19 protein-coding genes are annotated in these 23,588 nt (G+C 71.0%); 13 read left to right on the top strand and 6 right to left on the bottom strand.

Translation table 11 applies throughout. The features are described from left to right. Window positions 1-111 precede the first annotated feature (111 nt). Window positions 112-1,110, top strand: a complete 999-nt coding sequence (locus tag AB0J39_RS22590; RefSeq protein WP_363467913.1) for a LacI family DNA-binding transcriptional regulator — start codon at window positions 112-114, stop codon at window positions 1,108-1,110. 208 nt (window positions 1,111-1,318) lie between these two features. Further along, complete coding sequence (locus AB0J39_RS22585; RefSeq protein ID WP_363467902.1) at window positions 1,319-3,562, top strand: cellulose binding domain-containing protein; 2,244 nt, start codon at window positions 1,319-1,321, stop codon at window positions 3,560-3,562. 108 nt (window positions 3,563-3,670) lie between these two features. On the opposite strand, the gene AB0J39_RS22580 is transcribed toward AB0J39_RS22585, so the two are convergent. Then, on the bottom strand, window positions 3,671-4,105 hold the full coding sequence (locus tag AB0J39_RS22580) for an ester cyclase (protein ID WP_363467900.1): 435 nt from the start codon (window positions 4,103-4,105) through the stop codon (window positions 3,671-3,673). 246 nt (window positions 4,106-4,351) lie between these two features. On the opposite strand from AB0J39_RS22580, the gene AB0J39_RS22575 reads away from it, so the two are divergent. Then, window positions 4,352-5,629: a site-2 protease family protein gene (locus AB0J39_RS22575; protein WP_363467898.1), complete on the top strand. Its 1,278-nt coding sequence runs from the start codon at window positions 4,352-4,354 to the stop codon at window positions 5,627-5,629. A gap of 13 nt (window positions 5,630-5,642) precedes the next feature. Here AB0J39_RS22575 and AB0J39_RS22570 read toward each other — a convergent pair whose 3' ends face one another. Beyond that, window positions 5,643-5,810 carry a hypothetical protein gene (locus AB0J39_RS22570; RefSeq protein WP_363467895.1) on the bottom strand — a complete coding sequence of 56 codons (168 nt, stop codon included), beginning with the start codon at window positions 5,808-5,810 and terminating at the stop codon, window positions 5,643-5,645. A gap of 204 nt (window positions 5,811-6,014) precedes the next feature. On the opposite strand from AB0J39_RS22570, the gene AB0J39_RS22565 reads away from it, so the two are divergent. After that, a complete protein-coding gene (locus AB0J39_RS22565) occupies window positions 6,015-6,632 on the top strand; it encodes a sigma-70 family RNA polymerase sigma factor (protein WP_363467893.1) in 618 nt (205 codons plus the stop codon). Window positions 6,633-6,638: 6 nt separating this feature from the next. Here the strand turns inward: AB0J39_RS22565 and AB0J39_RS22560 are convergent, their stop codons facing one another. Continuing rightward, window positions 6,639-7,007, bottom strand: a complete 369-nt coding sequence (locus AB0J39_RS22560; protein ID WP_363467890.1) for a hypothetical protein — start codon at window positions 7,005-7,007, stop codon at window positions 6,639-6,641. 93 nt (window positions 7,008-7,100) lie between these two features. After that, on the bottom strand, window positions 7,101-8,099 hold the full coding sequence (locus tag AB0J39_RS22555; RefSeq protein WP_363467887.1) for a DNA polymerase ligase N-terminal domain-containing protein: 999 nt from the start codon (window positions 8,097-8,099) through the stop codon (window positions 7,101-7,103). Between the two features lie 121 nt (window positions 8,100-8,220). Here AB0J39_RS22555 and AB0J39_RS22550 point away from each other — a divergent pair, with 121 nt between their 5' ends. The 7 genes from AB0J39_RS22550 to AB0J39_RS22520 all read left to right on the top strand — a co-directional run bounded on the left by AB0J39_RS22550 (window position 8,221) and on the right by AB0J39_RS22520 (window position 18,147). After that, window positions 8,221-9,987, top strand: coding sequence for a 5'-nucleotidase C-terminal domain-containing protein (locus tag AB0J39_RS22550; RefSeq protein WP_363467884.1), 1,767 nt, complete (start codon window positions 8,221-8,223; stop codon window positions 9,985-9,987). A gap of 144 nt (window positions 9,988-10,131) precedes the next feature. After that, window positions 10,132-10,875 (top strand): hypothetical protein, encoded by a 744-nt coding sequence (locus AB0J39_RS22545; RefSeq protein WP_363467882.1) that lies wholly within the window; start codon window positions 10,132-10,134, stop codon window positions 10,873-10,875. A 57-nt stretch (window positions 10,876-10,932) separates the two neighbouring features. After that, on the top strand, window positions 10,933-11,427 hold the full coding sequence (locus AB0J39_RS22540) for a sigma-70 family RNA polymerase sigma factor (RefSeq protein WP_363467880.1): 495 nt from the start codon (window positions 10,933-10,935) through the stop codon (window positions 11,425-11,427). After that, complete coding sequence (locus tag AB0J39_RS22535) at window positions 11,424-12,422, top strand: CU044_5270 family protein (protein WP_363467877.1); 999 nt, start codon at window positions 11,424-11,426, stop codon at window positions 12,420-12,422. Before AB0J39_RS22540 ends, AB0J39_RS22535 begins: the two co-directional genes overlap by 4 nt. Before the next feature lie 271 nt (window positions 12,423-12,693). Next, entirely contained in the window at window positions 12,694-13,797 is a 1,104-nt protein-coding gene (locus AB0J39_RS22530) for a DUF559 domain-containing protein (protein WP_363467875.1), read from the top strand. Beyond that, a complete protein-coding gene (locus AB0J39_RS22525) occupies window positions 13,790-14,521 on the top strand; it encodes a hypothetical protein (RefSeq protein ID WP_363467873.1) in 732 nt (243 codons plus the stop codon). The genes AB0J39_RS22530 and AB0J39_RS22525 overlap by 8 nt, the downstream gene beginning before the upstream one ends. Further along, on the top strand, window positions 14,518-18,147 hold the full coding sequence (locus tag AB0J39_RS22520) for a DUF87 domain-containing protein (RefSeq protein ID WP_363467871.1): 3,630 nt from the start codon (window positions 14,518-14,520) through the stop codon (window positions 18,145-18,147). Before AB0J39_RS22525 ends, AB0J39_RS22520 begins: the two co-directional genes overlap by 4 nt. Before the next feature lie 18 nt (window positions 18,148-18,165). Here the strand turns inward: AB0J39_RS22520 and AB0J39_RS22515 are convergent, their stop codons facing one another. Next, window positions 18,166-18,849, bottom strand: coding sequence for a hypothetical protein (locus AB0J39_RS22515; protein ID WP_363467869.1), 684 nt, complete (start codon window positions 18,847-18,849; stop codon window positions 18,166-18,168). Between the two features lies 1 nt (window position 18,850). Next, window positions 18,851-19,618 carry a hypothetical protein gene (locus AB0J39_RS22510; RefSeq protein ID WP_363467866.1) on the bottom strand — a complete coding sequence of 256 codons (768 nt, stop codon included), beginning with the start codon at window positions 19,616-19,618 and terminating at the stop codon, window positions 18,851-18,853. Between the two features lie 148 nt (window positions 19,619-19,766). On the opposite strand from AB0J39_RS22510, the gene AB0J39_RS22505 reads away from it, so the two are divergent. Then, complete coding sequence (locus AB0J39_RS22505) at window positions 19,767-20,429, top strand: SDR family oxidoreductase (protein ID WP_363467864.1); 663 nt, start codon at window positions 19,767-19,769, stop codon at window positions 20,427-20,429. Between the two features lie 220 nt (window positions 20,430-20,649). Then, window positions 20,650-23,385: a M14 family metallopeptidase gene (locus AB0J39_RS22500; protein WP_363467861.1), complete on the top strand. Its 2,736-nt coding sequence runs from the start codon at window positions 20,650-20,652 to the stop codon at window positions 23,383-23,385. The last annotated feature ends 203 nt before the right edge of the window (window positions 23,386-23,588 follow it).

Raw genomic sequence — 23,588 nt, 5'->3', positions numbered from 1 at the left:
GCGGCCGCCGCCGCGCGCATCGCCGCCGAGGTCTTCACTCGGCCTCGGGCTGGATATGGTGCTTCTGTGCATGGGGATACCCCGGAGGTCTCCGCGCCGCGCCGCCGCGGTATGCGCTCTGTCGCGCAGATAGCGGGCGTCTCGCCTTCGACGGTGAGCAACGTCCTCAACAATCCCGAACTGGTCGCCGAGGGGACCCGCCGGCGCGTCCTGTCGGCGATGGAGCAGGTCGGGTACGTGCCCAACAACGTGGCCAGACGCCTGCGCGGGGTGCCGAGCCCGCTGGTCGGCGCGGTGGTGCTCGACCTGGCCAACGCGTTCTTCACCGAGGTGTGCCGGGGTGTGGAGGACCGGCTGCTGCAGGACGGGTGCATGCTGATGACCTGCAGCACCGACGTGCAGCCGGGCCGTGAGCAGCATTACCTGGGGGAGCTGGAGAAGCAGGGGGTGCGCGGCGTGCTGATCACGCCGGTCGCGACCGGCCTGGACCCGCTGGTCGCCCTGTCCGGGCGCGGCGTCCCGGTGGTGCTGCTGGATCATATGGGCGACGGACGGCTGTGCTCGGTGTCGGTCGACAACGTGTCGGGCGGTGAGCAGGCCGCCGCCCACCTGATTTCCCTGGGGCACCGGCGGGTCGTCATGCTCACCGGCTCGGTGGAGGTGCAGCAGAGCACCGACCGGCACGCGGGGGTACGCAAGGCGTTCCGGGAGGCGGGGCTGGATCCCGACCGCGCGGTGCTGGAGGTGCGGATACCTCCGCCGGATGTCGCCGCGACCGCCGAGGCCGCGCTGGACCACATCCTGCGGCTGCCCGACCGGCCGACCGCGATCGTCTGCGTCAACGACCTCGCGGCGCTGGGGGTGATCGGCGGCCTGCGGGACCGGGGAATCGACGTCCCCCGTCAGATGTCGGTGGTGGGGTACGACGACGTCGTGTTCGCCCCGCAGCTCGCTCCGCCGCTCACCACCGTGTGGCAGCCCAAGCGGGAGCTGGGGCGGACCGCCGCCGCGATGCTGCTGGACGAGTCCCGCCCGGGCCACCGGCACCAGAACCTGGTCTACCGGCCGCGGCTGGTCGTCCGCGCGTCCACGGCGCCCCCCAGCCGGTGACCGGCGTGGCCGCTCTCCGATTCCGAAAGTTTCAGAGCGCGGGACACGCTCCGCTGAGGGCCCTCCCCCTGCTGACCTGAAACGAAACAATTTCGCCTTCGCCGTCACTCCGACCGGGAGTCAGGGGTGTTTGACGCCTCTACGTCCGCGTTTCTAGCGTCTCGTGGCAACCACCACCGACCAAACCCCCCACCAGATTGGACGATCGATGAAACGTCTAATCCCACCCCCTGCCCGGCTGGCGGCGGCCGCCGCCACCGTTTGCGTGGCCATCACCGGCGCGGTCGCCGCGCAGACTCCCGCCTCCGCCGCGGTGGCCTGCCGGGTGAGCTACGAGATCACCAACCAGTGGCAGGGCGGCTTCGGCGCCAGCGTGACGATCGACAACCTGGGTGACGCCGTCAACGGCTGGCGGCTGACCTGGGCCTTCGGCGCCGGCCAGCAGATCGACCAGCTGTGGAACGGCACCGTCAGCCAAAGCGGCGCGAACGTCACCGTCGCCGACGCCGGCTACAACGCCGCCATCGGCTCGGGAGGCAGCGCCGCCTTCGGGTTCAACGGCTCCTGGAACGGCTCCAACCCGGTCCCCGCGTCCTTCTCCCTCAACGGAACGGTGTGCGACGGCACCACCCACTCCTCGCCCTCGCCCAGCCCGAGCCGGCCGGCGAGCCCGAGTCCGTCCGCCAGCACCTCACCCAGCCCTTCGGCGAGCCCGAGCAGCAGCCCTTCCCCCGTGCCGGGCGGGGCCAAGCAGGCCGAAGACCTGAACCGGGGTTTGATCAGCGTGCGGTCCGGCAGCGGCAACCTGGTGTCCTGGCGACTGCTCGGCACCGAGTCCCGCGACACCTCCTTCAACGTCTACCGGGGCGGCACCCGCATCGCCACCGTCACCAACTCCACCAACTACCTGGACTCCGGCGCGGCGGCCGACGCCTCCTACACGGTGCGCCCGGTCAACGGCGGCACCGAGGGAGCGGCCTCGGAGACCTCGCTGCGCTTCGCCAACGGCTACCTGGACGTGCCGATCAGCCCGCCGGGCAGTTCCTACAGCGCCAACGACGCGTCCGTGGGCGACCTGGACGGCGACGGCCGGCTGGACCTGGTGCTCAAGTGGGACCCGTCCAACGCCAAGGACAACTCCCAGGCCGGGGTCACCGACCCGGTGTACGTCGACGGCATCCGGCTGGACGGCACCCGGTTGTGGCGGATCAACCTGGGCCGCAACATCCGCGCCGGCGCCCACTACACGCAGTTCCAGGTGTACGACTACGACGGCGACGGCAGGGCCGAGGTGGCGATGAAGACCGCCGACGGCACCGTCGACGGCACCGGAAAGGTCATCGGGAACGCCTCCGCCGACTACCGCAACTCCGACGGCTACGTCCTGTCCGGTCCCGAGTACCTGACGATGTTCAACGGCCAGACCGGCGCCGCGATGTCCACGGTCAACTACGACCCGCCGCGCGGGACGGTCTCCTCCTGGGGTGACAACTACGGCAACCGCGTGGACCGCTTCCTCGCCGCCACCGCCTACCTCGACGGCGCCCGCCCCTCGCTGATCATGTCGCGCGGCTACTACACCCGTACGGTCATCGCGGCGTGGGACTTCCGCAACGGCTCGCTGACCAAGCGGTGGACGTTCGACTCCAACTCCAACACCGCCTACGCCGGCCAGGGCAACCACAACCTGTCTATCGCCGACGTCGACGCCGACGGCAAAGACGAGATCGTCTTCGGTTCCATGGCGATCAACGACAACGGCTCGCCGCTGTGGAACACCCGCAACGGCCACGGCGACGCCATGCACGTCGGCGACCTCGACCCGTCGCGCGCGGGGCTGGAGGTGTTCAAGGTCGACGAGGACTCCTCCAAGCCCGGCTCCTGGTTCGCCGACGCCCGCACCGGCCAGGTGCTGTGGTCCACCGCCTCCGGCGGCGACAACGGCCGCGGCGTGTCGGCCGACATCTGGGCGGGCAGCCCCGGCGCCGAGTCCTGGTCGGCCCGGGACGGCTCCCTGCGCAGCCCCAGCGGCGCCACCCTGGGCCGCAAGCCGTCCTCCATGAACTTCCTCGCCTGGTGGGACGCCGACCCGGTCCGCGAACTGCTCGACGGCACCCACCTCGACAAGTACGGCACCGGCGGCGACACGAGACTGCTGACCGCCAGTGGCGTCCACTCCAACAACGGCACCAAGTCCACCCCGTCCCTGTCGGGGGACATCCTCGGCGACTGGCGCGAAGAGGTCGTCTGGCCCACCACCGACAACCGGGCCCTGCGGATCTACTCCACCCCCACCGTCACCACCACCAAGATCCACACCCTGCTGCACGACCCGCAGTACCGGGTCGCCCTGGCCTGGCAGAACACCGCCTACAACCAGCCGCCCCACCCGAGTTTCTTCATCGGCAACGGCATGGCCACCCCGGCCCAGCCCAAGGTCTACCTGCGCTGATCCGTCTGCCCCCGTGATCACCCGGCGGCGGTCGTGGACCTGTCCCGCGAGGTCCGCGGCCGCCGCGCCGAGCACGCCCGAAGCCCATCCGGAGCCCCATCCGAAGCCTCAGCCCGGGGCCTCCGTGAGGCACAGACCGAGCTGGGCGTACAGCTCCAATTGGTCGAAGTACTCCCGGTGGGTCTTGATTTTGCCGTCCTCCACGAAGGACGCGCAGGTGCCGCGGAAGGTGACCGGACGACCTGTCCCCTCCAGTTCGCGCCCGTTCGGCAGCAGGACAGGCCCGAGGTGCGTGCCCGTGGCCGTCCACTCCACCATCAAGGGCGCGTCGCAGCTGACGGCCTCGTACCACACGATCAGCTGGAAATCGGGAAAGCTCTTGAAGACCTGCTCGTACATCCACGCGATCTGCTCATGTCCCTCCGCCACACCGAAGGGCGAGACGAGGACGGCGTCCGGACTGAAGGTCTCGAGCACGCCCTCCAGGTCGTGTTCGTTGAGCGCGTCGGTCAGCCGGCGTTTCACAGCCCATGTATCGGACATGGCGACAGTCCTTCGACGGTCGGTATGTAACGCAGGGCAACAACCTTAGCCAGCGGCCGGTCAGGCCCTGCCCACGATTACGTCGTCGGAGCACCACGGGCGGGTTCCGGTTTCACACGGTTACGTGGTTTCCTCACGGCGGTTCCGGTGGCGGCCGTGGACCTGCCTGCGGAGTCCGCGGCTGCCGCGTGACCTGCGCCTTTGTGGGTAGGCCAGTCACTGCGGAGGGCCCGAGGGGGTGGCAGGATGCGATCGTCGATCAGTCTCGGCCGCGTGGGCGGGGTCCCGGTCGGGCTCAACATCAGCGTCCTCGTGATCGTCGTGATCCTGGTGGTCGGGCTGGCCTTCGGCCGCTTCCCCATCGCCTTCCCCGGCCTGCCGGTCGCGGCGTACGTGCTGGCCGCGCTGGTGTCGGCACTGCTCTTCCTGGCCTCGTTGCTCGCGCACGAGCTGGCCCACGCGTTCGTGGCCAGACGGCACGGCGTCGAGGTGTCGGGGATCACGCTCTGGCTGCTCGGCGGGGTCGCCGAACTGCGCGGGGAGCCCCGGTCCCCCGGCGCCGACCTCAAGATCGCCGGAGTGGGGCCGCTGACCAGCGTCGTGCTCGCCGGTGTCTTCGCCCTCCTGTCCTGGGCGGTGTCCGCCGTCGGGGCGCCACCGCTGGTCAGCGGGATGTTCGGCTACCTGGCCGCGGTGAACGTGCTGCTGGCCGTGTTCAACCTGGTGCCCGCCGCGCCGCTGGACGGCGGCCGGGTGCTGCGCGCCTTCCTGTGGGCCCGCTGGGGCGACCGTATGCGGGCCGCCGTCGCCGCCGCCCGGGCCGGCCGCGTCTTCGGGTACGCGCTGATCGCGCTGGGCTTCCTCAACCTCGTCTCCGGCCTCGGCCTCCAGGGCTTCTGGCTGGCCCTGATCGGGTTGTTCCTGGTGAACGCGGCGACCGCGGAGGAGCAGCAGACGCAGATCGACGCGGCCCTCCACGGGATCACGGTGGGCGAGGTCATGTCGCGCGACCCCGTCGTCGCCCATCCGGACGAGACGGTGGCCGGCCTGATCGACCGGCTCGTGCTTCGCCACCACCTGTCCACCTATCCGCTGGTGGACGACGAGGGCCGGTTCACGGGGCTGGTGACGCTGGGGCGCGTCCGGCGCGTGCCACCGGACGACCGGGCGACCACCAGGCTGCGGGACATCGCCTGCCCACCGGCGGACGTGCCCGCCGCGCACCCCGGCGACCAGCTCACCGAGTTGCTGCAGCGGATGAGCGGCAGCACGGACGGCCGGGCCGTGGTGCTCGGCGACGACGGCCGCCTCGTCGGCCTGGTCACCCCGACCGACATCAGCCGGACCATCCAGACGGTGGATCTGCGGGCACGCGAGCCGTACCGGACGCCGCGCGGCGCCGACCTCGCCCCGCCGTCTCCCGGAGGCCCCGCTCCCAGAGGTCCCGCTCCCGGAAGCCCCGCTCCCGGAAGTCCCGCCCCCGGTGGCGCGCCCCCGCCGGCCGGCCGCCGCGACGCCGCCTGAACGCCCGCCGGGGTCAGTCGTCGGCGGGTTCCTCGACGTCGTCGGGCGAGTCGGCGCCCGCGGCGTGCCAGTCTCCGGACCCTCCTCCGGGCTCGGCCCCGGGCTCGGCGTCGGGTGACTGCGCCAGCGGTGGCAGCCGCTCCGGGATCAGGTCTTCCGGCCTCGCGTTGTCGTTCGGCATGGCTTCCTCCTCGGGCCGCGCCCATCCAAGTCGGCCTACCCCCCGGTGGCGCGGACATTCGGTCATGTCGCGGGGAGGGCCGCGGTAGCCGAAAACAAGCCCGCGAACCGTGTTGAAAGGGAGACCAGGGGTAGGCGAACCGTGCGGCCGGACCGGACAAAGCGGTCGTAACTGATGGAGGCAGGCTCTCAAGGAGGTGGGGGTATGACGATCGTCGACGACACGGCGGTCGAGCGACGGCGGCTGCGGTTCGAACGGGACGCGCTGCCATACATCGACCAGATCTACGCCGGCGCCCTACGGCTCGCCCGCAACCCCACCGACGCCGAAGACCTGGTGCAGGACGTGTTCATGCGGGCCTTCAGCAACTTCCACCAGTTTCGCGAGGGCACGAACCTGCGGGCCTGGCTGTACCGCATCCTGACCAACACCTACATCAACACCTACCGCAGGCAGCAGCGGCAGCCGCAGCGGGCCGCGACCGAGGACGTGGAGGACTGGCAGCTCGCCGAGGCGGCCTCGCACACCTCGACGGGGCTCAAGTCCGCCGAGGTGGAGGCCCTGGACGGGCTGCCCGACTCCCGGGTGAAGCAGGCGCTGCAGGAGCTGCCCGAGGACTTCCGGATGGCGGTCTACCTCGCCGACGTGGAGGGATTCGCCTACAAGGAGATCGCGCAGATCATGGACGTGCCCATCGGCACGGTCATGTCGAGGCTGCACCGGGGACGCCGGCAGCTGCGGGCCAAGCTGGAGGACTACGCCGCCGAGCTCGGTCTGCTTCGGTCGGCGAGCACGGCGGCGCGGGACGGCGGGACGACCTGAAGGGATTCAGGCGTCCTCGCGCTCGGGGTTCTCCAGCCGGAAGAAGTTGCTCGGGCTGCCGTCCTTGCGGTGCTCCTGGTAGATGAAGTTGAGCTTGCGTTCCTCGAACGTCGTGAACCACTCGTCCCAGGAGATCTCCTTCAGGTCGCCGCCGCCGTAGCCCGGGAAGTCGAAGCGTAGGACCCCCGGACGGCCCTCGTGCTCGGTGCCGGGGACGGTGGCGGGTTTGGCGCCCCGCTCCTCGGCCCACTCTTTGATGACGTCGTGGTCGGTCGTGATCAGGCTGCGGCCCGGGCGTTCCTCGTGTTCGTCCGGGGCGCCGATCTCCTGCTCGTACTTGTGCTCGCCGGTGACCGGGTGGTGCTTTTCGGACATGTCGACACCTCCCCTCGTCCTCCCTACCCCCCGCCACCCGCCTTACCCTGCGGCCTCACCCCGCGGCCTTCCGTGCGGCCTTACCGTGCGGCCCTACCCTGCGGCCTTTGTCGGCAGCCGCACCCAGGCGGGGGACTCCTCTCCCGGCGCGTACGCCGAGTCGAGGCGCTTGCCCACCACGCCGGGCAGGCCCTGCTCGTCCGCCGCCCGCCGTACGGCGTGGACCTCTCCGGGCCACGACGGCGCCGTCTGCCAGCGCGGCCCGTTCACCTCGAGGGTCTCCAGGCCCGCGCGGCGGCGTCCGAACGGCTCGTTCAGCAGCGACCGGCCGTCGTCGTAGAGCAGGTCGTAGGCGACGTAGACGGGGGTGCCCGCGAACGTGACGACCTCGCCGTCGAGGACGGCGGCCCTGCTGCCGAACGACTCGGCCATCGGGCGCAGCCAGCGGTGCTCCCCCGTGACGTCCGCACCGCGCGCGTCGCGCAGGGTGAGCCTGCCGCCCTCCACGTACGCGAGCGCCCGCGCGCCGCCCCACCAGAACTCCCAGGCGTACGCCCCGGGATCGCGCGGCGCGCGGGCGCGTGTCACCGGCGTCATCGGCGCGAGCGGGGCGGGCGGGGGCTGCCACCGCCCGCTGGGCGGGTCCATCCGGTGGATCATCCAGTTGCGGCCGCGGGTCCGGAACAGCACGTAGCGGCCCGCGACCCGGGAGCCGCTCAGCACGATCTTGACCTCGCGGTCGCTCCACTTCTCGGTCGCGTAGTGCCCGCGGTCCCAGATGGTCATCGTGCCGCCGCCGTACTCGCCCTTGGGGATCTCGCCCTCGAACCGGGCGTACTCCATGGGGTGGTCCTCGGTGTGGACGGCGAGGTGGTTGGTCGCGGGGTCGGGCGGCAGACCCTTGGGGATCGCCCAGGAGACCAGCACTCCGCCCCGCTCCAGGCGCAGGTCCCAGTGCAGGGACCGGGCATGGTGCTCCTGGATGACGAACGTGTCGTCCTCGCCCCGCGGGAGCGGCCCTTCGGCGGGGATCGGCTCGCTGGTGCGCGTCACGTCGCGCTTGGCCCGGTAGGTCTCGAGTTTGTCCGCCATCCCATTCGTCCTACCCAGCGCGCGGCAGACGGTGAGTGACAAGCGTGTCACCTTGTAGCGACATGTCCGGTTAAGGACTTCGTGACCACTCGGTAACTACGCCTCACTATCGTCAGCCACCATGAGTTCAGCGATCAGGTTGACCGCGGGCGCCGGCGTCGTGGCCCTCGGTCTCCTCCTGCCCGGCACGCCCGCCACAGCGGCCCCGAGCCACCCGGTCAAGATCACCATCATGGCCAGCTCCGACATCCACGGAAACGCGCTCAACTGGGACTACTACAAGAACGCGGAGTACGACGACAGCGCGCACAACGACGTGGGCCTGGCGAAGATCTCGACGATGGTGTCGCGGATCCGGGCCGACCGCGGCGCCGGCCACACCCTGCTGTTCGACTCCGGTGACACCCTTCAGGGCACGCCGCTGGACTACTACTACGCGAAGATCGAGCCGATCACCTCGACCGGCGAGATCCACCCCATGGCGAAGGCCATGAACGCCATCGGGTACGACGCGGTGACGCTCGGCAACCACGAGTTCAACTACGGCCTGCCGCTGCTGGGCGCGTGGGTCAAGCAGATGAAGGCGCCGGTCCTCGGCGCGAACGCCGTCTCGGCCAAGACCGGCCTGCCGGCCTACCAGCCGTTCGTCCTCAAGACGATGAAGGTGAAGGGCGAAAAGCCGATCAAGGTGGGCGTCCTCGGCCTCACCAATCCCGGTGTCGCGATCTGGGACAAGGCGAACGTCGACGGCAAGCTGAAGTTCCTCGACCTCGTCGAGACCGCCAAGAAGTGGGTGCCCGTGATCCGCGGACTCGGCGCCGACGTGGTCCTGGTCACCGCCCACGCGGGAGACAACGGCCTGTCGTCGTACGGCTCGGACCTGCCGGTGGAGAACGCCGCCGCCATGGTCGCCGAGCAGGTGCCCGGCATCGACGCCGTCCTGTTCGGCCACGCCCACAACGACGTGCCGCAGCGCTTCGTCACCAACAAGGTCACCGGGCAGCAGGTGCTGCTGACCGAGCCGAGCAGGTGGGGCCAGCGCCTCAGCGTCGTCGACTTCACGCTCGACAAGCAGCGCGGCAAGTGGGCGGTCACCGGCAAGTCGTCCACCACGCTCAACACCAACACCGTGGCCGACGACCCGAAGATCGTCGCACTCATGAAGACGCAGCACGACAAGACCGTCGGCTACGTCAACAAGGTCATCGCGCAGTCCACCCAGGAGCTGTCGGCGGCCGAGTCCCCGTACAAGGACACGCCGATCCTCGACTACATCCAGAAGGTCCAGACCGACCTGGTGAGCAAGGCCATCGCCGGCACCGCCGACGCCTCGCTGCCGGTGCTGTCGATCGCCGCGCCGTTCAGCCGCACCGCCGTCTTCCCGGCCGGGCCGGTCAGCGTCCGCGACATGGCCGGACTGTACGTCTACGACAACACGCTGCTCGGCATCAAGCTGACCGGCGCCCAGATCAAGGACTTCCTGGAGTATTCGGCGAAGTACTTCGCCCAGGTCGCCCCGGGCACGCCGATCGACCTCGCCACGCTCACCAACGCCGGCGGCACACCCGACTACAACTACGATCAGCTCTCCGGTGTCACGTACGACATCGACATCTCCAAGCCGGTCGGCCAGCGCATCTCCGGCCTGTCCTACCAGGGCACGCCGGTCACCCCCGACCAGCAGTTCGTCGTCGCCATCAACAACTACCGCCAGTCGGGCGGCGGCGGCTTCCCGCACGTCTCGACCGCTCCGGTGGTCTACAACGCCCAGGTGGAGATCCGCCAGGCGCTGATCGAGTACGCCGCCGCGACCGGCACGATCGACCCGGCGACGTTCGCCGAGCCGAACTGGAAGCTCGTCCGCGACGGGGCCCCCATCTTCGACTGACCGGTGGGGGGTGGTCCGCGTCCCGGGCCACCCCCTTGTCCGTTGAGCGGTCGTACTCACCCCGATCCGGGTGATTGCACTCATGCCCGCGCCCCGATCCGGCGGCGACACTGACGTGTCACTACGCCGACGGAAAGGATGACCGTGAGCAGAAGCGGGATCGTCTTTCTCACGATCGTCACCACGATCGCGGGGATCGTCCTCGTCTATGTGGTGGACGTGCCACTGCCGGTGGTCGTCTCGCTGGGCTTCGGGGCGCTGTGCCTGCTCTGGCTGATCGTGCTCCTGACGGTGCCGTGGAACCTGTACTTCCAGGCCCACTCCCTGATCCACGAGATACACGTCAGCCGCGAGCGCGGCGTTGCGGTCTCACCGGAACGCGAGGCGGAGGCCCGCCGCATCGCGGTGCGCATGCGGCGGGCCGCCGTCGCCGCCCACCTGGTGTCGGCCGCCCTGCTCGCACTGATCACCTACTTCTCCGGCGAGACCGTCGGCTACTACTTCGCCGTCTTCTACCTGCTCGGCACGTTCTTCCGGCCGGCCGGAGCCTGGTTCTCCCACCTGCGCAGCCGGATGACCACGATGTTGGAAGAGGTCCGTTATCCCCGCGAGGACGTCGTCACGCTGGCCGCACGCGTCGAAGCACTGGAGACGCGGGCCGAGGAGTCCGAGGCCCGGACCGCCGAGCTGGCCGAGCGCCTCGACTCCCTCACGGCGGAGACGCGCGCCGGGTTCCACACGGCCACGGCCCGGGGGGACGCTCTCGACCGCCGGCTCGACGCCATGGGCAGGACGTTCGAGGACTCCCTCAGCCGCCTCACCGACAACCAGGAGGTCCTGTCGGGCATCAAGGCGTTCCTCCGCCTGATCAGATCCGAGACGGCGTAGTTCGCGAGATTTCGCGCGGCCCCTGTAATCGGGGACCTCGAACCGGGACTACTGGGTATGGACGACCCCGAAGAACGCTTCACCGAGCTGTACGACCGGCATTACCGGAACGTGCTCGGCTACGCGCTGCTCCGCGCCGAACGGCAGTCGGCCGAGGACATCGCGAGCGAGACGTTCCTGATCGCCTGGCGCCGGCTCGCGCAGGTGCCGGAGCACCCTCTGCCGTGGCTCCTCGCCGTCGCCCGCAACCTGCTGCGCAAGCAACGCCACCTGGACATGCGGCGGCTGCGGCTCACCGCTTCTGCCCCGGAGGGGGACGTGGCCGACCAGGTCAGCGAGCGGCAGACGGCGATCGACGCTCTCGCCCGGCTCTCCGGCGCCGACGCGGAGGCCCTGATCCTCGCGAGCTGGTACGGCCTCGGCCCGGCCGAGGCCGCGAAGGTCGTCGGATGCTCGGCGCGCACGTTCGCCGTCCGTCTCCACCGTGCCCGCCGGCGTCTGGCGGACATACTCAACGCCCCTCAGACGGTCCTCCAGGAGCAGCTGCGATGAACACCGACGAACTGATCCGTGCCCTGCGGCCCGACGACCTGCTCGACGAGGCCTACCACCGCCGCCGCGAGGCCGACCTCGCGCGGATCCTCGCCGGCCCTCCCTCCCTCCGCCCCGCATCCGTACGGACCCGGCTGGTGCTCGCGGGCGCGGCGGCAGCGGTGTCCGCCGCACTGGCGGTCCCGGCCCTCATGCCCGGTGCCACGACGCCCGGCGGCGTGGGCGAACCGGCAGGCGGCGGCGTCGCGTCCGCCCCGGCGAACCGGGCGGTCGTGACCCTCGACGCGCGGTCGTTCCTCCTGGCGGGAGCCGAAAACGCCGCCCGCGCGGACGTGGAGACGGGCCGATACTGGTACAGCCGCGAGCGGCTCTACGAGCCGCAGCCGCCGGGCACGGTGCGCATCTCCTCCACCGAGAGCTGGTACGACGGCGAGACCGGCCGGGGACGGACCACGAGCGGCCTGGACGCCGAGGTCGTCATGGGCGGGGCCACCGCGAAGGCGACGCCCACGCCCCGCACGCGCGACTTCCGGATCACGCTGCTGACCGACATCGGCGGCGAGAGCCTGTCCCAGGACGACTTCCGGCGGCTGCCCCGCGAGGTCGAAGGCCTGCGCCGCTGGCTGGAGGCCCATCGGCGGGGCGAGCCCTCAGCGGAGTTCACGTTCCGGATGGCGAGGTTGCTGCTGTCCGGCCCGACCACTCCGGCCACCCGGGCCGCGATGCTGCGGATCCTCGCCGACGAGCCGGGCCTGAGGCTGGAGCGAGGTGTCACCGACCCGGTCGGCCGCTCCGGCGCCGCGGTGGTGTCCGCCGACGGCGCCATCCGGCTGATCATCGACGAGTCGGGCGCGCGCCTGCTGGCGGAGGAGTACAACGGCCCGGACAGGAAGGCTGAGCGCGTCGGGCGAAGCGTCCGCGTCGGCGCTCGCAGAGGCGAGAAGACCGTGTACGAATCCTCCGGCTGGGTCGAGAAGATCGGCGATCGGCCGTAGCCACGACGACGGGGCCCGTGCCGTCCGACCGAGGGCGCGGGCCGCGTCACGACCTTCGCCGCCCGGTCCGGGGGGCCGTGCGGCTCGTTCCGCCTGACGCGAGCCTCGGGACCGCCGCTCCCGCCATCCGCCGAGCCGCGGACACGCGGTGTGGGCCGAGGACACAGGAGACAGAACCGGAAATTCCCGATTCTGTGGACGGTCCTGTCACTGCCCGATACCCTCTGCCGGGTCAAGATTGTCGGATCTTCAACGACAGGGCGGGGACGGCGTGGCGCGCTCGTGGCGGGAGCTTCCCACGGGCCGGGTCGTACATCTGCACGCAGGGCAGGACATGCACCTGCACGGCGACCCGGACGCCGTCGCCCTGGCGATCGACCCACTGCCCGATGACGCGCCCGCGCTGGTGACATACGTCCCCCGCCCGGCGGGGACCCCCGTGGCTGTGGTCGCCGACGTGCTGAGGGAGCTGGAGTCCGCCGCGCTGGCGATGTTCCCCGCCTGGCTGCCCGAGGCGGACGGCATCACCGGAACCGGCGGGGCGGCGGTTCCGGCCGTCCGTGCCCACGCCCTGCGCGCGGGCTCCGCCACCCGGCACTTCGCGCCCTTCCTCGCCCACCTCGCCGAGCGGGCCCTGCACGAGCGGGCGAGGGGGGTCACGGCCGGCAACGGCACGGCAGGCCGCGCCGGGGCGTTCCCGCCCGAGATCCGCGCCGTGGGGCTGGCCCGGGTGCTGTGCTCGGGCTACCGGCGGGCCGAGGTCGCGATCCTCGTACGGATGCCGCCCGATCTCGCTCCGTCCGCGGAGGAGGTGCTGGTCGCGGCGTGCGAATGGCTGGCCCACCACGGCGGGTTCGGCGTCTGGCTCATCGGGCCTCCACTGCGTTCGGTCGACCGGATCGAGACCGTGACGGCTCCGATCCCCGAAGGGGTGGCGGCGCTCGTCCGCGAGGTCGAGCCCGGCGGCGAGGAGTTTCCGCCGCCGGCGCTCACCTTCCCGCCTCTCGCCGGGTCGCCGCACCCGGGCAGCGCCGCCGAGCGGCGGCTGGAGGCGGCGCTGTCGCCGTGCGCCTGGGCGGCGGGCCGCGAGTGGAACCAGCTCCACGCCTCCGGACCGCTCAGCAACCCGATCCGCGTCGACCTGATCTGGCGTGCCGAACGGTGCGTGGTCGAGATCGACGGCCCCGAGCATCTCAGCCCGAGCCGCCTCGCCGCGGACGGGCAGCGCGACCTGCGCCTGCGCCGGGACGGCTACGCCGTCCGCCGCTTCACCAACGAGCAGGTGCTGGAACGTCTCGGCACCGTGCTCGCCGAGTTGGAACGCTTCCTCCACGAGTGCCGCCGTGGAACGTTCGAAGGGTCACCCCATGCCTGACACGTCGCTATCCCAGCGCGAGACCGCCATCCTCCTGCTGCTCATGGCCGAGGCCCGCGAGTTCACCAACCCCGAGCTTGATGAGCAGTTCGGCTGCAAGATCGACAAAAAGGAACGCGAGCACCTGCAGCGGCTCAAGCTGATCGAGGTCGGGAAGAAAGGCCAGGCGTTCACCTACGCGCTGAGCGACGACGGCTGGGCCAGGGCGGCCGCGATGTTCCGTGACGGCATCCCCAGGTCCAGCCGTCTCGCCGCACGGGTGCTCGAAGCGGTCGTCCGGGCCATGGTCTCCGGCCTCCAGCGACACCTGGAGAGGAGCGGCGCCCCGCTCGCCGAGATCTTCGGCCGGGAGGAGGACCTCGTCCCGGCGGTCAGCGAGGCGCCGCTCGCTGAACCGTCCGTCGCCCAAGCGGCAGAACCGGTCGCGCACACTTACGCCGCGAACGTGCCCGCGCGCCCGTCCGACGACATCGAGACGCTGATCCGTAAGGCGTACGCGCAGCTCGCCGACAAGGCGAACGCCTGGGTGAGCCTGACCCGGTTGCGCCCGCTGCTGGGCGACGTTTCCCGGGACGAGGTCGACGCCACCCTCCGCCAGATGATTCGCCGGCCCGACGTGCGTCTCGTGCCGTGGGAAAGCCAGAAGAGCCTGTCCCAGGAGGATCGGGACGCCGCAGTCGTCATCGGGGACCAGCCCAAGCACCGCATTCTGATCGGAGCATGATGACCGGTAAGGAACGCGACGCTCTGGCGGCGCTCAGGTTCAACTACGCGAAGGTCGCGGACGACGTGTGGCGACCGCTGCCGTTCCACGTCGGGACTCTGCACCGGGCCTCCGCGCAAAACATCCTCGACGGGTTCATCGAGGCCGAGGAGAGCGACGACGCGAGCCCCATCGGCATCGTGCTCCAAGGGCAGCGCGGCGCGGGGAAGACGCACCTCCTCGGCTGGGTCAGGCAGAAGGTGCACGAGGAGGACGGCTACTTCTTCCTGGTGAGCCTGCTCGACGCCAGGAGCTTCTGGGAGAGCGTGCTGCTCTCCATGTTGGACAGCCTTTCCCGGCCGATACCGGGATCGGGCACCCAGCTCAAGGAGCTTCTCTGGCGGCTCTGCCTGCTGGCCGAGGTGCCGGAAGACGCTCGCGAGTCCGTGATCGGCGAGGCCCCTCTCTCCCGGCAGGACCTGGACGTGTTGGTGCGTGCTCTTCGCCGATACGACCGGCACGTCGGTGGCGACGCCCAAGATGTGGCGAGGGCGCTCGTCCTGCGCGCGTCCAGCGACCTGTCCGCGCAGGACGTCGGAGACGCCTACCTCTCGTGCGCAGCGGAAGGAGAGCCGGGCGAACGGGCCGGCTGGGGTTTCACCACGATCGCGAAGTCAGCGCAAGAGATCGTCCGGGACCTGTCCCGTCTGGTGGCGCTCACCGGGCCTTCCGTCATCGCCGTGGACCAGATGGACGTCCTGCTCGCTCAGTCGTCCATCTCCATGACAGGGGACACCAGGGATTCCTGGCAGGAAGCACTGATGCTCGACCAGATCGCGGGCGGGCTGATGGCCCTGCGTGAGGTGACCCGCCGCACGCTGACCGTGCTCTCCTGCCTACCCGCGACCTGGACTTTGATCGAGACAAAGGCCGTCGACACCGTCCAGGACCGCTTCAGGGAGACCACGCCGCTCGACACCATCCCTGATGCGAGAACGGCCGTCGAGCTGGTCGAGAAGCGGTTCCGTGCGCAGTACGGCGCGGTGGGGTTCACGCCGCCGTATCCGACGTGGCCGGTGAAGCCGGAGGCGTTCGAGGAGGCGCCTGAGTACACGCCTCGTCAGTTGCTCATCCGCATCGACAAGCACGTGCGGTCGTGCCTGGCGAGCGGGCAGGTCCGGGAGCTGGAACGGCTGACCGGGTCCGATTCGAGCAAGGTCGTTCCCATAGAACAGCAGCCGCAACCGAGACTCGACTTCGGCGAGCTGGACAGGCGGTTCGCGGAGTTGCGGAAGCGGGCGGACGTGGCGGAGGCGCTGGACCCGATCACGGAGGACGCCGTGATGCCGCGCCTGCTGTCGGCCGGATTGTCCGCCTGGATCACCGAGCAGGGCGAGGACGGACGCCTGTTCGCCCAGGACCCGCCGCCGAGCACGAAGCCGCCCCTGCACGCCCGGCTGCGCAGAACACTGGACGAGGCGACGGAGAACGAGGCCCACTGGTGCTTCCGCGCCATCTCGGCGTCCCATCACATCGCCGCGCTGAACCGGCTGAAGGCCGCGTCCACGGCGGCCGGTCTCGACGAGCGGATACCCGCGCGCAGACTGTTCGTGCTCAGGAACCAGAGCTGGGCGAAGGGACCGGTGACGCAGGAGGCGCTCACGGCCTTCGAGCAGGCGGGCGGCCGTGTGCTCCAGATCGAGGAGGACGACCTTCGGATCTTCGCGGCGCTCCGTGACCTGCTGGCCGAGAACCCGCCGGAGCTCCAGGCGTGGCTCGTCTCCCGTAGGCCGACGAGCGAGGTGAAGCTGTTCGCCGAGGCACTCAGCGACGCGGCCGTTCCGCGCGTGTCCGGTGCCGAAAGCGAGAAATCCTCGCGGGCGCCCCGATCTCTGGGCCGCACCCGGCGTATCGCCAATCCCGATCGGCAGTTGCTCCAATGGGATGCCGTGCCACGGCTGACGTCACGGCCGGCGACCGGCGCGCCGTCCCCCGTCTCCGGCACCGCACCGTCACATGGCCCCGTCCCCGCGCCGTCTCCGGCTCTTGACGATGCGCTGTCTCCGGCCGCGGACACCACGCCGTCACCGCCCTCTGGAGGGACGCCGGAGCCGGCCGGCACGAGCGCCGGGTTACCCGGCGGCCCGGGTGTCGGCACGGCCGGGCCCGATCTGCAGGTCTGGCCGCCTCTGCCCTTCTCCGAGGCATCGCCGGTCGAGGCATCGCCGGTCGAGGCATCGCCGGTCGAGGCATCGCCGGTCGAGGCATCGCCGGTCGAGGCATCGCCGGTCGAGGCGCCGCCCGCGGAGGTACCGGCCGCGGCGACGCCGGTTGATGTGCCCTTCGCGGAGATGCCGATGGTGGAGGTGGTGGTCGAGCCCCGCCCGTACACGCCGTCGCGGGCGGACGGGGCCACGACGGCTCCGTACCTGACGATCGGGGCGGCGACCTCGGACAACCGGCCGGTACGGATCCCGCTGGAGACCCTGCGCAAGCACACGGCGATCTTCGCCGGCTCGGGCTCCGGCAAGACGGTGCTGATCCGCCGTCTCGTGGAGGAGTGTGCCCTTCAGGGGGTCTCGGCGATCGTCCTCGACGCGAACAACGACCTCGCGCGGCTCGGCGACCGGTGGCCGGAGCCGCCGGCGGAGTGGGGCGAGGGCGACGCGGCCAAGGCCGACGACTACCTGACGAACACCGACGTGGTGATCTGGACGCCGCGCAAGGAGTCGGGACGCCCGCTGAGCTTCCAGCCGCTGCCCGACTTCGCGAGCGTCGCCGACGACGCGGACGAGTTCGGCGAGGCGGTGGACGCCGCGGTCGCGGCGCTGGTGCCCCGGGCGAAGCTGGAGACGAGGGCGGCCAAGGCGCACCTCGGCCGGGCCGTGCTCCGCGAGGCCGTCGCCCACTACGGACGGCGCGGCGGCACGGGGCTGGGCGGCCTGATCGCTCTGCTCGACGACCTGCCGGACGGCGTGAGCAGTCTCGAAGGCGCGGCCAGGCTCGCGACCGAGATGGCCCAGCATCTGAGGGCGGAGACGATCAGCGATCCCCTGTTCGCGGGGACCGGGACGCCCGTCGATCCCGGCGTCCTGCTGACGCCGCCGGAGGGGAAGCGGGCCCGCGTGTCGGTGATCAGCCTCACCGGCATGGCCTCCGACGCGCAGCGGCAGGGCTTCGTCAACCAGCTGCAGATGGCGCTGTTCTCCTGGATCAAACGGCATCCCGCCGGAGACCGCCCGCTCGGCGGGCTGTTCGTGATGGACGAGGCCCAGACGTTCGCCCCGTCGGGGACGGCGACCGTGTGCACGCAGAGCACGCTCGCCCTCGCCGCCCAGGCCCGCAAGTACGGCCTCGGCCTGGTGTTCGCCACCCAGGCGCCGAAGGGCCTGCACAACCGGATCACGGGCAACGCCGCCACCCAGTTCTTCGGCCTGCTCAACGCGCCGGCCCAGATCACGGCGGCGCGGGAGCTGGCCAGGGCCAAGGGCGGCGACGTCCTCGACGTGTCGCGGCTGCGGTCCGGCCAGTTCTACGCGGCGTTCGAAGGCGGGTCCTTCACGAAGGTCCGTACGCCGCTGTGCCTGAGCCACCACCCGAGCAGCCCTCTGACGAGCGAGGAGGTCGTGGCCCGGGCGAACCGGTGAGGCGCCGCCACCCGTTTCCTACCGGCGGAAGGCGGCGGCACCGGCGGCGGCGATCGCCACCGACAGGACCACGACGACCGTGAGAGTCCCCAGAGGGTTGCGGTGCCGTACGGGAGCGACCGCGCGCATGGCCGCCGGCACGCGGGCAGCCGGCGAGCTCGACGGCGACGGGGTGGGCCGCGGCGTCGCGCGAGGGCGGGGGGACGGCACCGCCGCGGGGGGCCGGGGCGCGGCCGCCACCCGATGCGGGGAGTGCCGCGGCGCCGGTGCCGGCTTCTCGGGAGCCGGCTTCGGCGCCTCCGGGGCGGGCGGGGGCGGCGGTTCCGGAACAGGCGCGGGCGGCGGCACGGGCGTCGGCGGGGTGCAGCCCGGCCCTCCGATGCCGACTTCGGCGTGCAGGCCGACGATCACGTCCACGTCGAGGCAGACCCCGACGCGCAGGCCGGGTCCGTCCGGATCGTCCGCCCTGAGGGACACACCCGCGGCTGCCCGCACGATCCCCCTGGCTTCCGGCCGTTCCGGTCCCGCCATCCGGGTGACCGCGCTGCCCGACGTGCTGCCCGACGCGCTGCCCGACGTGCCCGCCCCCTGCCGCTCGGCCCGCACCGGCGTGGGAGTCGCGGCCGTCAGCGTGGCGCAGGTCAGCGCGGCGCAGGCGGAGACGACCGCGACGGCCGCGCGCGGGCTCGCCGTCCTGCCCATGTCAGCGGCCCTCGGGGATCCGCTGGAACTCGTGCAGGGCGCTCACGAACGCGTCGGGCTTGACCGCCAGGCCACCGCTGAACGGGTGGGAGATGTTCCAGGCGAGGTAGACGCCGACGCCGAGCAGGACCGCCATCGCCGTCACCGGCACGAGCGTGAGCCCCCGGGGCCGGGCTCCGGCCAGGAACGGGAAGACGATGACGAGGACGCCCGTGAGGACCGTCAGCAGCATGACGCCGGGGGGCGGCTCGGTGCCGGCGTCGGCGGCGCGCTGCCTGCGGGCGGCGAACATGTCCGTCATCCGCTCCAGCACGGCGTCCCTGGCGTCGCGCGCCTCGTCGGTCGTGACCGGCAGTTCGGTCACGCGGGCGCGCAGCGCCTCCAGGCGCGCCGTCCCCTCGGTGCCGAGGCGTCCGGCCGCCATCTGCGGCCACTCGCCCTCGACGACGTACCGCGCGTACTCCCGCAGCCCCTCTCGCACCTGGGCGGAGTCGGGGGCGGGTAACGGAGCGGCGGCCCAGTAGGCCTCCACGAGGGCCTGGGTCTCCGAGTAGGTGTTCTGCCGCGCCGAGTCGGCCGAGGTCCACGGAACCACGATCGCGATGGCGAACACGAGCAGGAACAACGAGGAGAGCATCGACCCTGCATGCCCGGCGGACGCGCCGCCGGGATCGCGATCGTCGGTGCCCCGGCCCGTCGCCCGGAACAGAAGGGCCGCCACGGCCACCAGTCCGACGGCCGCCGCGACGGTCAGTACGCCTATGAGCATGGCATCTCCACAGACACTTTGCTGATTACATGTAGTGAGATGACTATCACAACAAGTAACCATTGACCAGCGAAGGCGGGAAAGCGACGGCGCGGCCTGCCCCGGTCGCCGGGGCAGGCCGTGGCAGGATCGGCGCGGAGGTGATCGCATGCGGGTGGTGATCGCGGGCGGACACGGAAAGATCGCCCTTCGGCTGGCACGTCTGCTGAGCGGGCGGGGCGACGCCCCGGTGGGGCTGATCCGCAATCCGGACCAGGTCGCGGACGTGGCAGCGACCGGCGCCGAGGCGGTGGTGTGCGACCTGGAGCGGGCCGCGCCCGAGGAGGTGGCCGAGACGCTCCTCGGCGCGGGCGCGGTGGTCTTCGCCGCGGGGGCGGGACCCGGTAGCGGCGCGGCGCGCAAACTCACGGTGGACCAGGGCGCCTCGGTGCTGCTCGCCGAAGCGGCGGAACGAGCCGGGGTGTCCCGCTTCATCCAGATCTCCACCATGGGCGCGGGAGCGCCGCCCGCCCCTGGACGCGACGAGGTATGGGCGGCCTACATCACGGCGAAGACGGCGGCGGAGGAGGATCTGCGCGCCCGGACGCTCGACTGGACGATCCTGCGGCCGGGGCGGCTCACCGACGAGCCGGGGAGCGGCCTGGTGACGCTGGCCGACCCGCCGCTGCCTCCCGGCGCGGTGCCCCGTGACGACGTCGCCGCCGTGATCGCCGCGCTGCTCGACGCGCCGCGGACACGGCACCGCGTCCTCGAACTCATCGGCGGAGACGTGCCCGTCGCCGAGGCCGTACGCCTCGCGCTGATGCGGTGACGGATGGAGCGTTCCAGACCGCTACTCATGCCGTCCCATAAGGCAAGAGGCGCTAAATACCCAATCGAGCACTAACTCATCTCATTACGGAAAAATCCCGGATTTGGGGTGTTCATGCGCCTTGACGCCGTTTGCGCGGTGGCAAAGACTTCCCTCGACCTCGCGTGATCACTCCGGGCTGACCCCCCTCCCCGGAAGGCACGCCAGACGGAGGAACTCGATGAGTAGCTCTCCCCGGAGGGCGCGTCGCTACGTCGCCGCGCTCGCACTCCCCCTGGCGATCACCCTGAACGCCCTCCCGGCGCTCGCCGATCCCTCTCCCGATCCGGTCCCGCCCGACCGCGCCTCCAGCACCGCGCAGAACGGCGTCGCGCTGATGCGCGTCGTCGTCGCCGACCAGTCGGGCGTGGACAGGCTGGTCGCCCTGGGTGTCGACCTGGCCGAATACAGCAAGCCCGTCGACGGCGGCATCGAGGTGCACGCCGTGCTCAGCCCCGAAGAGGCGCGGAGCCTGCGCGACCAGGGCTTCGACGTCCGCGACTCCATCTCCGACCAGAGCGACTACGCCGCGAACCTGGCCGAACGCCGGCAGGCCCTCGCCGCCGCGGCGGCCGACGCGGCGGCGACCGACACGCTGACCCCGCTGCGCGCCGAGTGGTTCACCAGCCTCGACAACCAGCGTTTCCTGTCGGTGGAGGTGAAGACGAGCGCGACCGACGCCCAGACGGTGCTCACCGCCACCTGGGACAGTGGCCCCGGCACGGCCCCCGACTCCGGCGGCTCGACGACGATGTCCCGCTTCACCGACGCGGGGCAGTACATGTACCACCGGTTCAACTCGCCGCTGCCGATCACCGAGGCCCCCACCCAGGTCACGATCACCAGCAACCGGGGCGGCTCGGTCACCGTGCCGGTGACCAAGTGGCTGGGCGCGCCGCGCAAGGCGCCGAACAAGCACTACGTGCGGGACTTCATCGACCACTACATGGACCCCACCGAGGTCACCAGCCGGATCACGTGGCTGTCCAAGCAGTTCCCGAAGATCTCGGAAATCGTCGATCTCCCGTACAAGACGAACGGCTACCGCCGCCAGGCGCAGGCGCAGTTCGGCACGGGCTCGGGGAACGCGCTGGCGAGCACGTTCTACGTCACGTCCAAGGCGTACGGCAGCGAGGGCGGCAACGACGTCAGCGTCGCGCTGGCGAACCCCGGGACCGCATCGGCCCCGCTTTCCGTCGCCGTCAACGGCAAGGACGTCGTGGTCAACCTGGGCACGGACGCCTCCGGCGCGGTCACCAGCACGGCCGCCCAGGTCGTGAACGCCGTCAACGGCGACTCGGCGGCGTCGGCGCTGCTGACCGCCAGCCTCTACCGGACCGGCGACGGCTCCGGTGTGGTGGCCGCGGCTCCGGCGACGAAGCTGACCGACAACCTGAAGGCGCCGGCGACCGTCTCGCGTCAGCCGTTCCAGATGAAGGCGCTGCGCATCGGCAAGAGCCGGGACGGCTCGAAGACCGGGGTGTTCCTCTACTGCCAGGAGCACGCCCGCGAGTGGGTGACCCCGCTCACCTGTGTGGAGACCGCCGAGCGGCTGCTGCGCAACTACGCGCTCGACGCGGACACCAAGAAACTGGTGAACAACCTCGACATCTTCATCGTGCCGACGATCAACCCCGACGGCGCCCACTACTCGATGTACGACTTCAACATGCAGCGCAGGAACATGGTCAACCACTGCGCTGCCGACGGATCGGACCCGGGGCGGCGCAACTCCTGGGGCGTCGACCTCAACCGCAACTTCTCGGTGGGCAGCGTCTACGACGGATACACCGGCGGCTCGACCACCTGCACCAGCGACACCTACGCCGGGCCCGCGGAGCTGTCGGAGCCGGAGACGCGCAACGAGGTGTGGCTCACGGAGAAGTTCCCGAACATCAAGTTCGCGATGAACACCCACTCCTACGGCGGCTACTTCATGTGGCCCCCGGGGGCGTACAAGACCGCCGGACGGGAGACGCTGCCGCGCCCGGACCTGGGCACGGAGGAGTACTTCTGGAACGCCTCCACCCACATCCTGTCCGCCGTCCAGGGCTGGCGCGGCACGGCGATCTGGCCGGGGCGCACCGGCCCGGTGATCGACGTGCTCTACTCGGCGGCGGGTAACAGCGCCGACGAGTTCTGGTACAACAAGGGCATCATCGGCTGGGACTTCGAGGTCGGCGCCGACGTCTACGACCCGGCGACCAAGAGGTACACCGCGGTCGGCTTCCAGCCTCCGTTCGAGGAGGGCCACGAGGAGGCGATGGAGTTCTCCAACGGCCAGATCGGCATCCTCGAGGTCGCTCAGATGTACCAGAAGGACAAGCAGAAGCCCGAGTCGAAGCTCGTGGTGACCGACAGGGCCGACGGCTCGGCGACGTTCACCTTCACGGTGAACGAGCCGGCGAACGTCTACTACACCCTCGACGGCAGCCGGCCGACGCTCAGCTCGCCCAAGCTGACCTCTTCGGGCATGCGTGAGGGCGCGGCGAAGATCTCGATCGACAAGACCACCGAGGTGCACTGGTTCGCCATGGACCTCGCGGGCAACGTCGAGAAGAACTACAAGCCGGACGGCAACGGCAAGAACTACAACACGGAGACCATCACGGTCGAGAAGGCTCCGGTGCTCCCGCTGACCGTGTCGGCCTCGTCCCGCTGCATCGGCACCTCGGCGTACGTCGCGGTGACGGCGGTCAACGACTCCGACGCACCGGCCACGATCGAGCTGACCACCCCGTACGGCACCAAGACGGCGGCCGACGTGGCTCCGGGCAAGCAGGCCTACCAGTCCTTCAACACCCGGGCCGGGCAGATCGACGCCGGCAAGGTCACGGTCACCGGCACCGGGACGGTCGGCGGCAAGCAGGTCACCTCGTCCTACGACGCGGCCTACACCGCGGCCGGCTGCCGCTGACCGCATCGGGAGCGTCAGACACGACGCAGCACAACCCGGGGCCGGCCGACCAGCCGGCCCCGCCCCCCATTCACGGAGCGATCACATGAGAATCACCCGGACTACTCAGATACTCGCCGCGTCGGTGCTCGGCCTCTCCCTCGCCGGCGCCGGCCTGGCCGGTCCCGCGCTGGCCGACGACGAGCCCGGCAGCGGCATCGACG

It is taken from the genome of Microbispora sp. NPDC049633 (assembly GCF_040675265.1).
Lineage (GTDB): Bacteria > Actinomycetota > Actinomycetes > Streptosporangiales > Streptosporangiaceae > Microbispora > Microbispora maris.
Note: the sequence above shows the minus strand (reverse complement) of the source record. Positions and strands in the feature narration are given on the sequence as shown.